The sequence below is a fragment of the Mycobacterium sp. 663a-19 genome, assembly GCF_035616495.1.
Classification (GTDB): Bacteria; Actinomycetota; Actinomycetes; order Mycobacteriales; family Mycobacteriaceae; genus Mycobacterium.
Window position 1 is genome coordinate 162,212 of record NZ_JAPJAV010000009.1, and the last position, 12,856, is coordinate 175,067.

At 70.3% G+C, this 12,856-nt stretch carries 11 protein-coding genes; 5 read left to right on the plus strand and 6 right to left on the minus strand.

The genetic code is table 11. From position 1 onward, the window contains the following. Nucleotides 1–63: 63 nt before the first annotated feature. The gene (locus OQ968_RS17550) at nucleotides 64–474 is read right to left on the minus strand and encodes a TIGR03667 family PPOX class F420-dependent oxidoreductase (protein WP_324680119.1); all 411 of its coding nucleotides are present in this window, start codon (nucleotides 472–474) and stop codon (nucleotides 64–66) included. A 34-nt stretch (nucleotides 475–508) separates the two neighbouring features. Here OQ968_RS17550 and OQ968_RS17555 point away from each other — a divergent pair, with 34 nt between their 5' ends. Further along, complete coding sequence (locus OQ968_RS17555) at nucleotides 509–1,153, plus strand: nitroreductase family protein (protein WP_324680121.1); 645 nt, start codon at nucleotides 509–511, stop codon at nucleotides 1,151–1,153. Nucleotides 1,154–1,156: 3 nt separating this feature from the next. Here the strand turns inward: OQ968_RS17555 and OQ968_RS17560 are convergent, their stop codons facing one another. Both OQ968_RS17560 and OQ968_RS17565 read right to left on the minus strand, forming a co-directional pair. Then, a complete protein-coding gene (locus OQ968_RS17560) occupies nucleotides 1,157–1,483 on the minus strand; it encodes a YciI family protein (RefSeq protein WP_324680123.1) in 327 nt (108 codons plus the stop codon). Nucleotides 1,484–1,520: 37 nt separating this feature from the next. Further along, entirely contained in the window at nucleotides 1,521–1,985 is a 465-nt protein-coding gene (locus tag OQ968_RS17565; protein ID WP_324680125.1) for a tRNA (cytidine(34)-2'-O)-methyltransferase, read from the minus strand. Between the two features lie 274 nt (nucleotides 1,986–2,259). On the opposite strand from OQ968_RS17565, the gene OQ968_RS17570 reads away from it, so the two are divergent. Genes OQ968_RS17570 through OQ968_RS17585 form a run of 4 tightly spaced genes read left to right on the plus strand, consistent with a single transcriptional unit; the run spans nucleotide 2,260 to nucleotide 6,429 of the window. Beyond that, entirely contained in the window at nucleotides 2,260–5,082 is a 2,823-nt protein-coding gene (locus tag OQ968_RS17570) for an ATP-binding protein (protein ID WP_420715941.1), read from the plus strand. Continuing rightward, nucleotides 5,079–5,480: a serine protease inhibitor gene (locus OQ968_RS17575; RefSeq protein WP_324680130.1), complete on the plus strand. Its 402-nt coding sequence runs from the start codon at nucleotides 5,079–5,081 to the stop codon at nucleotides 5,478–5,480. The genes OQ968_RS17570 and OQ968_RS17575 overlap by 4 nt, the downstream gene beginning before the upstream one ends. A 6-nt stretch (nucleotides 5,481–5,486) precedes the next feature. Further along, nucleotides 5,487–5,861 carry a DUF742 domain-containing protein gene (locus OQ968_RS17580; RefSeq protein WP_324680132.1) on the plus strand — a complete coding sequence of 125 codons (375 nt, stop codon included), beginning with the start codon at nucleotides 5,487–5,489 and terminating at the stop codon, nucleotides 5,859–5,861. Beyond that, entirely contained in the window at nucleotides 5,842–6,429 is a 588-nt protein-coding gene (locus OQ968_RS17585) for an ATP/GTP-binding protein (protein ID WP_324680134.1), read from the plus strand. The genes OQ968_RS17580 and OQ968_RS17585 overlap by 20 nt, the downstream gene beginning before the upstream one ends. Before the next feature lie 10 nt (nucleotides 6,430–6,439). On the opposite strand, the gene OQ968_RS17590 is transcribed toward OQ968_RS17585, so the two are convergent. The 3 genes from OQ968_RS17590 to OQ968_RS17600 form a co-directional block, all read right to left on the minus strand. Further along, nucleotides 6,440–8,923 carry an ATP-binding cassette domain-containing protein gene (locus OQ968_RS17590; protein WP_324680137.1) on the minus strand — a complete coding sequence of 828 codons (2,484 nt, stop codon included), beginning with the start codon at nucleotides 8,921–8,923 and terminating at the stop codon, nucleotides 6,440–6,442. Nucleotides 8,924–8,928: 5 nt separating this feature from the next. Beyond that, complete coding sequence (locus OQ968_RS17595; protein ID WP_324680139.1) at nucleotides 8,929–11,541, minus strand: FHA domain-containing protein; 2,613 nt, start codon at nucleotides 11,539–11,541, stop codon at nucleotides 8,929–8,931. A gap of 73 nt (nucleotides 11,542–11,614) precedes the next feature. After that, entirely contained in the window at nucleotides 11,615–12,823 is a 1,209-nt protein-coding gene (locus tag OQ968_RS17600) for an NADH:flavin oxidoreductase (RefSeq protein ID WP_324680141.1), read from the minus strand. Nucleotides 12,824–12,856 lie beyond the last annotated feature (33 nt).

A 12,856-nucleotide genomic window follows, 5' to 3' on the forward strand; every position in this document is an offset into this window, starting at 1 on the left:
CGAAAAAACTCGCGAAAACTCGCAACAGTTTCACTCTCGGCGAGGAAGAGGCCGGCCCGGGCGCTAGCCCGTCGGCGTCGTCCACACCTTGGTCGGGGTGATCGTCAGCCGGGTGCTGTAGGCGCCCATCGCCTCGGTCAGGCCGAATTTCGCCGCCTCGTCGCTGTACTTGGCCCAGTACGGCTCGTCGTCGCGGCAGTCGACGTCGGTGGCATCCACGGTGGCGACCCCGCCGACGACGATGATGCCGCCGCCGTTGCCGTCGGAGTCCAGGTTCAGGCTCACCTTGGGCTGCGACTTGATGTGGGCGACCTTGCCCGCCCGCGGCATGGAGTACACCGTCAGCGTGGCGCCGTCGAAATAGAACCAGACCAGCCGCGGGATCGGTTGCCCCGATTTTGCGACCGTCGTCAGCCATCCGTAGTGATCGGAGATAAGCCTGCTGGAAACCTCTTGTGTCAGTTCGACGCTCATGGCACGAATCTAGCCCGACGGTAGTCTCCCACTCATGACCCTCAACCTGTCCGTCGACGAAGTCCTGACCACTACCCGCTCGGTTCGCAAGCGCCTCGACTTCGACAGGCCGGTGCCCCGCGAGGTGTTGATGGAATGCCTCGACCTGGCGCTGCAGGCGCCCACCGGCTCCAACTCGCAGGGCTGGCAGTGGGTCTTCGTCGAGGACGCCGACAAGAAGAAGGCGATCGGCGACATCTACCTGTCGAATGCCCGGGGCTACCTCAGCGCGCCGGCGGCCCAATACCCCGAGGGCGACACTCGCGGCGAGCGGATGGGCAAGGTCAGGGATTCCGCGACCTATCTTGCCGAGCACATGCACGAGGCGCCGGTGCTGCTGATCCCCTGCATCCAGGGCCGAGAGGACCAGACCCCGCTGGGTGGGGTGTCTTTCTGGGCGTCGCTGTTCCCGGCGGTGTGGAGCTTCTGCCTGGCGCTGCGCTCCCGCGGGCTGGGCTCCTGCTGGACGACGCTGCACCTGCTGCGCGACGGCGAAAAGCGGGCCGCCGAGGTGCTCGGCATCCCCTACGACAGCTACAGCCAGGGCGGGCTGTTCCCGATCGCCTACACCAAGGGCGCCGACTTCCGGCCGGCCAAGCGGCTGCCAGCCGAGCAGCTGACGCACTGGAACAGCTGGTAGGCCCTAAGTCGCCAGGGGCCACACCTCGACGACCCCGTGCGCCATCGCGCAGGGGGTCTGGCTCACCCGCTCGATCGCCGCGTCGAGGTCGTCGGCCTCCAGCACCGCGAACCCGGCGATCGGCAGCGCCGACTGCAGGTACGGCCCGGCTTCGGTCCGCAGGCCGGAGCCCTCCGGATTGCGCACCCGAACCGGGCGCCCCGCGATTCCGACCAGCACACCGCCCGCGCGCAATTCGTCGTCGCGCGCGTGCGCGGCCTTCTTGCAATCGTCGCTCACGCGGTCGTACCCGGCCGCGTCCCCGTAGCCGATCGTGATGAAAGTAGCCATGTCAATGCTGACTCGCGCGCGGCCCGGAACTCATCGGTCAGACGGCCCCGCGGTAGCCGTGCTGGCGCCAGGCCTCGTACACGGCGATGGCCGCCGCGTTGGCCAGGTTCAGCGAGCGCCGGCCGGCCAGCATGGGGATGCGCACCCGGTGGGTGATGTGGGCGTCGGCCAGGGTCGCCGCGTCCAGCCCGTCGGGTTCGGGCCCGAACATCAGCACGTCGCCGGGCCGGTAGTCGACGGCGGCGAAGGACGTGGTCGCGTGCGCGGTGAACGCGATCACCCGCGCCGGGCCCAGCGCCTCCCACGCCGCCGGCAGCGACGGGTGCACTGTGACCGACGCCAGGTCGTGATAGTCCAGGCCGGCCCGCCGCAACTTGGGTTCGGACAGGTCGAAGCCCAGCGGCTCGACCAGGTGCAACTGCGCGCCGGTGGCCGCCGCGGTCCGGATGGCGTTGCCGGTGTTGGGCGCGATGCGCGGGGTGACGAACATCAGCTTGAACACCCGCCGATCATGGCAAAGCCGTCCGCACCGGTCACCCGGCGCGTTTGCCAGAGCTGCCCGCCGGTGTAGCGGCAGCCCTTGAAGGGCTCCGTCTGCTCAGTAACAATTCTGGTGACCTGGGCCGCGGGCTGTCATACTCGTCGGATTGCCAGGCGTTTCCGCTCGCGCCTCTCTGCGCGGGCCGGGGTGTGAATAAAGCAGGAAGTTTCATGAGGCTGTCGTTTCCTTCAGCGCTGAGCGTCAGCGCAGCGGCCGGGGCACCGGCCGCGACCGCGTGACCATGTTCGCCCGCCCGGCCGACGCGGTCGAGGCGGTTCCCCCCGAGACCACCGACGCCCCCGCCGCGGCGGCCCCGGTGAAACGCCCGCCCGCCTGGTCGCTGAGCAACTGGCCGGTGCGCTGGAAGGTCTTGGCGATTGTGCTGGTCCCGCTGGTTTTGGCGACGGTTTTCGGCGCCCTGCGGGTCAACGCCGCGATGGCCAACTCCGGTGACCTGCGGCTGGCCGCGGCCCGCGCCGACGTGCTGCCGGCGATCACCAAATACATGTCGGCGCTGGACGTCGCCCTGCTGGCGAGCTCCACCAACCGCGACGTCGAGGGCGCCAAGAAGAACTTCGAGGCCCGTAAGGGCGAGCTTGCGGCGCGGCTGGCCGACACCGACGTCACGCCCGACGTCCGGTCGGCGGTGAGCACCCTGCTCAACGGCGGCCAGGCGCTGCTGGAGAAGGTCGCCGACAACAGCATCGGTTTGCGGGAGCGGGTGACGACGTACGCGCCGCTGCTGTTGACGGCCGAGGACGTGATCAACGCCTCGGTGCGCGTCGACGACGAGAAGATCCGGGCCGTGGCGCAGGGGCTGAGCCGGGCGGTCGGGGCCCGCGGCCAGATGACGATGCAGGAGATCCTGGTGACCCGGGGCGCGGACCTGCCCGAGCCGCAGCTGCGCACCTCGATGATCACTCTGGCCGGCACCGAGCCGTCGACGCTTTTCGGGATGAGCGAGGTGCTGGGCGCCGGCTCGCCGGAAGCCAAGACGCTGCAGCAGCAGATGGTGACCCGGATGGCGATCATGTCCGACCCGGCCAGCCCGCTCGTCGACAACCCCGAGCTGCTGCGCTCGATACGGACCACCGACGGCATCGCCGAACAGGTCGTCAAGGACGCCACGGCGTCGGTGACCAAGGCGGTGCACGCCCAGGCCGACGACCGGCGCAAGGACGCGATTGTCGACAGCGTCGTGGTGCTGGCCGCGATCGTGGTCGCGCTGGCGATCGTGTTGCTGGTGGCGCGCGCGCTCGTGGTGCCGCTGCGGGTGCTGCGCGACGGCGCGCTCAAGGTCGCCCACACCGACCTCGAGGAGGAGGTCGCGCTGGTCAAAGCCGGTGGCGCCGAGCCGATCCCGCAGCCGCTGCCGGTCTACACCACCGAGGAGATCGGTCAGGTCGCCCACGCCGTCGACGAGCTGCACACCCAGGCCCTGCTGCTGGCCGGTGACGAGGCCCGGTTGCGGCTGCTGGTCAACGACATGTTCGAGACGATGTCGCGGCGCAGCCGGTCGCTGGTCGATCAGCAGCTGCAGCTCATCGACCGGCTGGAGCGCAACGAAGAGGATCCCGACCGTCTCGACAGCCTCTTCCGGCTGGATCACCTGGCGGCCCGGCTGCGCCGCAACAGCGCCAACCTGCTGGTGCTGGCGGGCGCGCAGCTGGCGCGTGACCAGCGTGAGCCGGTGCCGCTGGCGACGGTCATCAACGCCGCGGTGTCCGAGGTCGAGGACTACCGCCGCGTCGAAATCGCCCGGGTACCGGAGGCGACGCTGCTGGGCGCGGTCGCCGGTGGGGTCATCCACCTGTTCGCCGAGCTGATCGACAACGCGCTGCGCTACTCGCCGCCGACGACGTCGGCCCGGATTTCCGGGGCGCCCGGCGGCGACGGCGGGGTGCTGCTGCGGATCGCCGACGCCGGCCTGGGCATGAACGACGCGGACCGGCGCATCGCCAACATGCGGCTGCAGGCCGGCGGCGAGGTCACCCCCGACAACGCCCGCCACATGGGCCTTTTCGTGGTCGGCCGGATCGCCGCCAGGCACGGGATCCGGGTCGGGCTGCGCGGTCCGGGGCCCAACGAGGCGGCCACCGGCACGACGGCCGAGATCTACCTGCCGCCGACGGTGCTCGTGGGCGCCGCCTCCCGGGCGGCCGGGCCGCGGGCCCGGGCCGTGTCGTCACCGAGCACGCAGCTGGCCAACGCCATGGCCACGACGGACCCCGCCGGTGAGGCCGCCGGAGACGACGGCCCCGTCGCGGGCACCACGTCCAACGGCTCCCAGACGCCGGCGCCGCCGATCACGTTGTTGCCGCGCCGCGACCCGGGTTCCAGCGGCATCACCGGCGTTCCCGCCCCGCCCGCCGAACAGCCGCGCCGGCACCGGCGCGAGCTGGCCACGCCGTGGTGGGAGACGCAGAAACAGCCGGAGCCGGAACAGGAGCCGTCGGAGGAGCCCGCGGCCCCTGCCGCGGCCGTGTCGGACACCTCGGCGTTCTTCGCCGCGCGTCGGGACGCCGGCGACGCGGCCGACGCCGGCGATGCGGCGGATGCGCTGGGTGCGCCGGCCGAGCCCCCCGAGGCCGCCGAGGCGCCCGAGGCACCCGAGGCGGCCAGCGGCGACGACGTGATCTACCGCCGGATGCTCTCCGAGATGCTGGGCGACCCACACGACCTGGTCAACAGCCCCGACCTGGATTGGCAGACGGTGTGGGACCGGGGCTGGTCGTTGGCCGCCGAGGCCGAGGACAAGCCCGTCGAGTCGCACACCGCCGAGCACGGCCTGCCGGTGCGCACCCCGGGCGCGCGGCTGGTGCCGGGGGCGGCCAACGGCGTCGGCCTCCCCGAAGAGGACGGCCCCGGCCAGGACGACGGCTCCCTCGTAGGATCGAATCGCGGATCCGGTTCGGCCCGGCCCGGCCGGGAGCCGCAACACGCGGCCGCGGTGCGCGACCCCGACGCGGTTCGCGCCTCCTTCAGCAGCCATTTCGGCGGCGTGCGCACCGGACGCTCGCATGCCCGTGAAACGAATCAAGGACCCGATCAGGAATGAGCTCACCCGGCAACTCACTGGACTGGCTGGTGACCAACTTCGCCCGCGACGTCCCCGGCGTGGCACACGCGCTGCTGGTGTCCGTCGACGGGCTGCCCGTCGCCGCCAGCGAACACCTGCCGCGCGAACGGGCCGATCAGCTGGCCGCGGTGGCCTCCGGGCTGGCCAGCCTCGCTACCGGCGCCGCGCAGCTGTTCGAGGGCGGGCAGGTGCTGCAGTCCGTGGTCGAGATGCAGAACGGGTACCTGCTGCTGATGCGCGTCGGCGACGGCTCGCACCTGGCGACGCTGGCCACGACGTCGTGCGACATCGGCCAGATCGGTTACGAGATGGCCATCCTCGTCGAACGGGTGGGCGGCGTCGTGCAGTCCTCCCGCCGATCCGCCGCACACTCGTGAGCCGCGATGGACAAACGCGAGCCCTGGCCGTCCTCACGTGAGGCGAGCCTGGTCCGTCCGTACACCCTGACCGCCGGACGGACCGCCACCCACGTCGACCTTCCCCTGGAAGCGCCGATCCAGGCGTTGCCGGCCGGGCAGGCTCATCGATGGCCACCCAACGATGCGAGAGGCAGGATCATCCAACTGTGCGTCAACAGCCCGTCCGTCGCGGAGATCTCGGCCCGGCTCGACCTGCCGGTCGGGGTCGCGCGCGTCTTGATCGGCGATCTGGTGCTGTCCGAATACGTTCGGGTGCATCGAACGCTGACCGAGCGGTCGACCCGCGACGAGCGTCACGAACTCATAGGAAGGACGCTGCGTGGCCTTAAAGCACTCTGAGGCGCACTCCGACGAGCCGGCCACCGCCTCGACGAAGATCGTCATCGCGGGTGGCTTCGGCGCCGGCAAGACCACGTTCGTCGGGGCGGTCTCGGAAATCATGCCGCTGCGCACCGAGGAGATGGTCACCGACGCCTCGGCCGGTGTCGACATGCTCGAGGCGACCCCCGACAAGCGGACCACCACGGTCGCGATGGACTTCGGCCGCATCACCCTGGACGAGGACCTGGTGCTCTACCTGTTCGGCACCCCGGGCCAGCGGCGGTTCTGGTTCATGTGGGACGACCTGGTCCGTGGCGCGATCGGCGCGATCATCCTGGTCGACTGCCGGCGCCTGCAGGACAGCTTCGCCGCGGTCGACTTCTTCGAGCACCGCAAGCTGCCGTTCCTGATCGCCGTCAACGAATTCGACGGCGCGCCAAGGTATCCCGTCGGCGCGGTGCGCGAGGCGCTGACTTTGCCGGCGCACATTCCGGTGATCAACGTCGATGCCCGGGACCGCAGGTCGGCGACGGACGCGCTGATCGCGGTGAGCGAGTACGCGCTGGCCAGCCTGACGGCGTCGTAGGGCGGCCGGGCTATCGCTTGAGCCTCATCCGCCACCGCACGATGCCGAGATACACCAGCGACAACAACACGAGCATGGCCATGTCGAAGAGCCAGGTTCCCGACGCGTGCTTGAAGTGGCTGTCGTGCGGACTCTGCGGACCGGGCGCCACCGTCCACAAATCCACCGTCGACGCCGACGCCGCGTACCCCCACCGCGAGGGCACCAGCCAGGACAGCTGATCGAGGAAGATCCGGTCGGTGACGGGCACCATGCCGCCGCACAGCACCATCTGCATCATCAAAGACACCACCAGCAGCGGCATGATCTGCTCGTTGGAGCGGGCCAGCGACGACAGCAGCAGGCCGAGCATCGCCGAGGCCACACAGGTCGCCGCGACGGTGACGTACAGCTCGAAGGTGGCGTCACCGAGCAGCACGGCCGGCCGCGTCGGCGCGCCCTTGCCCAGTATCACGATGGTCGTCGCGATCACCGCCTGGACGACGGCGAACATGCAGAACACGACGACCTTGGCACCCAGATAGGCCCCCGTCGACAGGCCGACCGCCTGCTCTCGCCGGAAGATGGGACGCTCGCCGATCAGGTCGCGCAGCGTCAGCGCGGTCCCCATGAACGCGGCGGCCATGGTCAGCAGCATCAAGATTGTGGCGGGTTCGCCGGCGGAAGGACCGGCCGGATCGGCGATGCCGAAACCGGTGTTGCCGGGAACGGTCAGCGACAGCGCACCCATGACGAACGGCAACAGCGCCAGGAACACGAAGTAGGCGCGGTCGGAGACGACCAGGCGAACCTGGCGGCGGGCGATCGTGAAGAACTGGCGACGCACGCTGGTGTGCGCCGCGTCGCCCAGTTCGGCGGCCGGCGCTTCGGCCTCCGGGGGCGGCGGCGGCTTGGCCTGGGCCAGGAAGCGGCGGTTGGCCTCGTCCGGGTCGGCGCCCACCTTCGCGAAGATGTGGGCCCAGTTGGTGGTCCCCATGGCGGCGCCGATCTGATCGGGTGCGCCCAGGAAGGCCGTCTTGCCGCCCGGTGCCATCAGCAGCACCTGATCGCAGACGTCCAGGTAGGTCAGCGAGTGGGTGACGACCAGCACGACGCGGCCGGCGTCGGCCAGCTGCCGCAGCATCGTCATGACCTGCAGGTCCAGCGCGGGGTCCAGCCCCGACGTCGGCTCGTCGAGGATCAGCAGCGACGGCCCGGTGAGCAGCTCCAGGGCCACCGAGGCGCGCTTGCGCTGGCCGCCGGAGAGCCTGTCCACCCGGGTGTCGCCATGTTCGGTCAGCCCCAGTTCGTCGAGCACCTGCGCGACGACCTCCTGGCGGTCGGCCTTGCTGGTGTCCGGCGGCAGCCGCAGCTCGGCGGCGTAGCCGAGCGCCTGGTTGACCGTCAGCTGGCGGTGCACGACGTCGTCCTGCGGGACCATCCCGATCCGGGTGCGCAACGACGCGTACTCGGTGTGGATGTTGTGGCCCTCGAACGTCACGGTGCCGGCGGTGGGGGTGGCGTACCCGGCGATCAGCCGCGACAGCGTGGACTTGCCGGCGCCCGATCCGCCGATGATGGCGGTCAACGTGCCGGGCCTGGCCGTCATCGATACCTTCTCGAGCAGGTTCTTGCCGTCGATGGCGAAGTCGACCTGGCGCACCTCCAGCCCGCCGGTGCGCGTCGCGGCCTCCTGGCGGCGCAGCAGGGCGCCGCCGGTGAACACCAGGTCGACGTTGCCGATGGTGACCACGTCGCCCTCGGACAGCAGCGCGGACCCGACGCGGATCCCGTTGACGAACGTCCCGTTGCTGCTGTTGGCGTCGCGGATCTCGGCGCCGATCGGCGTCGGCGCCAGGTACGCGTGATAGCGCGAGGCCAGCACGTCGTGGATGACGATGTCGTTGTCGATCGCGCGACCGATCCGGGCGGCGCCCGGGACGGCCGCGGCCGGTTCGGGCCGCAGCGACCTGATCCTCCGGGTCCGCGCCTCCACCATCTCGGGCCCCGACGCGGGCGGGATCGGCTGCGGGACGGAGCGGTAGATGCGCGCCCGCGGGGCCTGGCCGGACGGCGGGGGTTGCCGCGGCGCGGCGGGCTGCGGCCGCGACGCCGGGGCGCGCGCGGGGCCCGACGGCGGGCCGCCGGGCGGCACGATGGTCGGGATCGACACCGTCGTCGGCGGCAGCGCGCCGACGTTGCCCTGGTGATGCCCGACCTCGAAAAGGATTTGCGGCCCGTCGGGCTTGCCGATGTTGATGCTCTGGCCGTCGGTGATGTCGACCCTCGGCACCCGCTGCCCGTTGACGAACATCCCGTTGAGCGAGTTGTTGTCGACGGCGACCCAGCGGCCCTGCTCGAAGCGCAGCAGCAGATGCGCGCGGGCGACCAGCGGGTGGGCCACCCGAAGGTCGGCGCGCAGGTCGCTGCCGACGACCACGTCGCCGCCCGGGGCGAAGCTGCCCTGGGATCGATTGGACCGGGCCGTGAGCACGGGTTGGGCGGGCCGATTCATCTAGCTCAGTGCCGCTTGAGCCGGATCTTCCACCACACGATGGCGCTGTAGACCACGCTCAGCACCGCGAGCATCACCATGTCGAAGACGAAGATGTGTTTCGAGTGCTGCCAGATCGGATCGTTGGTCGGGATCTGTTTGACCTTCACCAGCGACGGAAAGTCGATCGAGGACGCACCCGCCGCATAGCCCCAACGGGCGGGTGTCAGCCATGCGAGCTGCTCGAGACCGAACCGTTGGTAGACCGGAATCATCCCGCTGGAAAACACCAGCTGCGACATGATCGAAACCACGAGCAACGGCATGATCTGCTCGTTGGACTGCGCCAGGGCCGACAACAGCAGGCCGAGCATCGCAGAAGCAACACAGGTGCCCGCGACGGTCACGAACAGCGAGAACGTGGAGTTGCCGAAGAATTGGGGGTGCGCAGTCGGCGCGCCCTTGCCCAGCCGCACGATGAACGTTGCTATCGCAGCCTGCGCGGTCGCGAAGACGCAGAACACCGTGATCTTTGCCAGCAGATACGCGGTGGTGGACAGGCCGACGGCCTGCTCCCGGCGGAAGATGGCACGCTCGCCGATGAGATCGCGGATGGTCAGCGCGGTGCCCATGAAGACTGCGCCGATATTCAACAGCACCATGATGTACTGCGGCTGCGTGGGCGCGGGACCGAGCGGGTCGGCGGGACCGAGGCCGGGGTGGGGGCCCTTCACCGTCAGCGACAACGCGCCGATGAGAAACGGCAAGATCGCCAGGAAGATCGTGTAACCGCGGTCGGACACGACGAGGCGAACCTGACGGCGGGCGATCGTAGACAGCTGCCGCCACAGGTCGGTTTGGGGTGGTTCGCCCAGATCCGCCGGGCTCTGGGGAGCCGGTGGCTGCGACATCTGCTGATTACGTTCCCTGAAGCGGCGGTTGGCCTCGTCGGGATCGGCGCCCACCATGGCGAAGATGTCGGCCCAGTTGCGGGTTCCCATGGCGGCCTCGACCTGGTCGGGAGGCCCGCAAAATGCAGTCTTACCGCCGGGTGCGATCAGCAGGATCTGATCGCAGACATCCAGATAGGAAACCGAGTGGGTGACCACCAATACCACGCGGCCGGCGTCGGCGAGCTGGCGCAGCATCAGCATGACCTGACGGTCCAGCGCCGGGTCCAGACCGGAGGTGGGCTCGTCGAGAAGCAGCAACGACGGTTGGGTCAGCAGCTCGAGTGCCACCGAGGCGCGTTTGCGCTGGCCGCCGGAGAGCTTGTCGACCCGGGTGTCCGCGTGTTTGGTCAGCTCGAGTTCCTCGAGCACCTGAGCGACGACCTGGGCCCGTTCGCCCTTGCTGGTGTCGGGCGGCAGCCGCAGCTCGGCGGCGTACCCCAGTGCCTGGTTGACGGTCAGCTGGCGGTGCACCACGTCGTCCTGCGGGACCATGCCGATCCTGCTGCGCATGGACGCATATTCGGTATGGATGTTGTGGCCCTCGAAGGTCACCGTGCCCGAAGTCGGGCTGGTGTAGCCGACGATCAGCCGCGACAGGGTGGTCTTGCCGGCACCGGACCCACCGATGATGGCGGTCAGCGTTCCGGGACGCGCGGTCAGCGAGATGTGGTCGAGCAGCTGCTTGCCGTGGTCGACGGTGTAGGTGACCGAGTTGACTTCCAGTCCGCCGGTGCGCGTCGCCGCCTCGGTGCGGCGCATCAGGGTGTCGCCGGTGAACACCAGGTCGACGTTGCCGATGGTGACCACGTCGCCCTGGGTGAGCACCGCCGACCCGACCCGGACACCGTTGACGAAGGTCCCGTTGACGCTGTGCGCGTCGCGGATCTCGGTGCCCAGCGGCGTCGGGGTCAAAAACGCGTGATGGCGCGACGCCAGCACGTCCTGGATGACGATGTCGTTGTCGGTGGCACGGCCGATCGTGATCGAGCCGCTGGGCATCGCGCCGGACCGGGACGGCAGCAGCGCCTGGAACATCTTCGTCGCCAGGTTCGCCACCTCCGGCGGCTTGGCCACGCTGGGCGACATCTGCGTGTGCGGCGCCGCGGGTGGCGCCGCCGGCATCTGCGGCTTGGGCTGGAGGTTGGGCGGCGGGCCGGGTGGCCGCCCGCTGTTCGGAAATGCCGGCGGTGCCGGCGGCGGGCCGGGATGTGGTCGCCGGGGCGGCGCGGCCCAGTTCGGCGGGCGTCCCGGGGGGCCGGGCGGGGCGGCGAGCGGGGGGCCCGGCTGACCCGACGCCGACGGCCACGCCGCCCCCGCCTGGGCCGCGACGGGGATGCCCATCGACTCGGTCCGGGGCGGGCGCCCGGCCATCCCCTGGTGGCGGCCCACCTCGAAGGTCAGCTGCGGGCCGTCGGGGTTCCCGATGTTGATGGTCTGGCCGTCGTGGATGTCGACCACCGGAACACGCCGGCCGTTGACGAAAGTCCCGTTGAGCGAACCGTTGTCGATCGCCAGCCACCTGCCCTGGTCGAAGCGCAGCAGCAGATGGGCGCGCGAGATCAGCGGGTGGGTGATGCGCATGTCGGCGCGCAGATCGCGTCCGACCACCACGTCGTGACCCGCCGCGAACGTCCGTTCCGACCCGTCGTGTCGAACGGTCAGCGCTGGCGGGGGTGGTGCGGTCATCGCCACAACTCTAGCTCGTGCAACTGGCGTCACCCTGGCCTTAGCCCCGGCATTGATTGTGAAGCCCGGGCCATCAGTGGGCCAGCGCGTCGGGCGCCCCCGTCACCACGCAGCGGGTGCGGCTGTAGATGGTCGGCATGCATCGATTGCAGTGCGTGCACGCCGAATGCACTGTGCGCGCGGTCCCGTCGGCGGCGATCCGGTTGATCAGGTCGGGCTCGGCCAGCAGCGCCCGCGCCATCGCGACGAACTGGAAACCCTCCGCCATCGCCAGGTCCATCGTCTCCCGGTTGGTGATGCCGCCGAGCAGGATCAGCGGCATCGACAGCTCGGCGCGAAAAAGCTTGGCGTCACGCAACAGGTACGCCTCGCGGTAGGGGTACTCGCGCAGGAACTTCTTGCCCGTCATGCGCATGCCCCAGCGCAGCGGCGGCTTGAACGCGCCGGCGAACTCCTTCAGCGGCGCGTCGCCGCGGAACAGGTACATCGGGTTGACCAGCGAGCTGCCCGCGGTGAGCTCGATCGCGTCCAGCCCGCCGTCGTCCTGCAACCACTTGGCGGTGCGCAGCGATTCCTCCGTGCTGATGCCGCCGCGCACCCCGTCGGCCATGTTGAGCTTGGCGGTGACCGCGATCGGCGCCCCCTCCCGGTCGACGGCGCGGCGGACGGCCATCACCACACCGCGCGCGACCTTGGCCCGGTTCTCCAACGATCCGCCGAACTCGTCGTCGCGACGGTTGATCAGCGGGGACAGGAACGCGCTCGCCAAATAGTTGTGGCCCAAATGGATTTCGACGGCATCGAAGCCCGCCTCGATGGCCAGCCGGGCTGCGTTGGCGTGCGCGGCCATCACGTCGTCGATGTCGTCGCGGGTGGCCTTCTTGGCGAACCGCATCCCGATCGGGTTGAAAAACCGCACCGGCGCCAGGGCCGTGGCTCGGTTGGTCTTGGCGTTGGCGACCGGGCCGGCGTGGCCGATCTGCGCGCACACCGCGGCGCCCTCGGCGTGGATCGCGTCGGTGAGCCGGCGCAGGCCCGGGACCGCCTCCGGGCGCATCCAGAGTCCGTTGCCCTCGGTGCGGCCGCCGGGGGACACCGCGCAATAGGCGACGGTCGTCATGCCGACCCCGCCCGCGGCCGGCAGCCGGTGATATTCGATGAGGTCGTCGGTCACCAGCGCGTCGGGCGTGCGCGCCTCGAACGTCGCGGCCTTGATGACGCGGTTGCGCAGCGTGACGGGTCCCAGCTTGGCCGGTGCCAACACGTCCGGAGGGGTAGACATGCCAGGAGCGTACGCGGCGGCCGTGCCAGACTG

Excerpts from the sequence above, each read along its gene's own strand:
- OQ968_RS17550 (WP_324680119.1), bottom strand. The coding sequence starts at position 474 with ATGAGCGTCGAACTGACACAAGAGGTTTCCAGCAGGCTTATCTCCGAT.
- OQ968_RS17555 (WP_324680121.1), top strand. The coding sequence starts at position 509 with ATGACCCTCAACCTGTCCGTCGACGAAGTCCTGACCACTACCCGCTCG.
- OQ968_RS17560 (WP_324680123.1), bottom strand. The coding sequence starts at position 1,483 with ATGGCTACTTTCATCACGATCGGCTACGGGGACGCGGCCGGGTACGAC.
- OQ968_RS17575 (WP_324680130.1), top strand. The coding sequence starts at position 5,079 with ATGAGCTCACCCGGCAACTCACTGGACTGGCTGGTGACCAACTTCGCC.
- OQ968_RS17580 (WP_324680132.1), top strand. The coding sequence starts at position 5,487 with ATGGACAAACGCGAGCCCTGGCCGTCCTCACGTGAGGCGAGCCTGGTC.
- OQ968_RS17590 (WP_324680137.1), bottom strand. The coding sequence starts at position 8,923 with ATGAATCGGCCCGCCCAACCCGTGCTCACGGCCCGGTCCAATCGATCC.
- OQ968_RS17595 (WP_324680139.1), bottom strand. The coding sequence starts at position 11,541 with ATGACCGCACCACCCCCGCCAGCGCTGACCGTTCGACACGACGGGTCG.
- OQ968_RS17600 (WP_324680141.1), bottom strand. The coding sequence starts at position 12,823 with ATGTCTACCCCTCCGGACGTGTTGGCACCGGCCAAGCTGGGACCCGTC.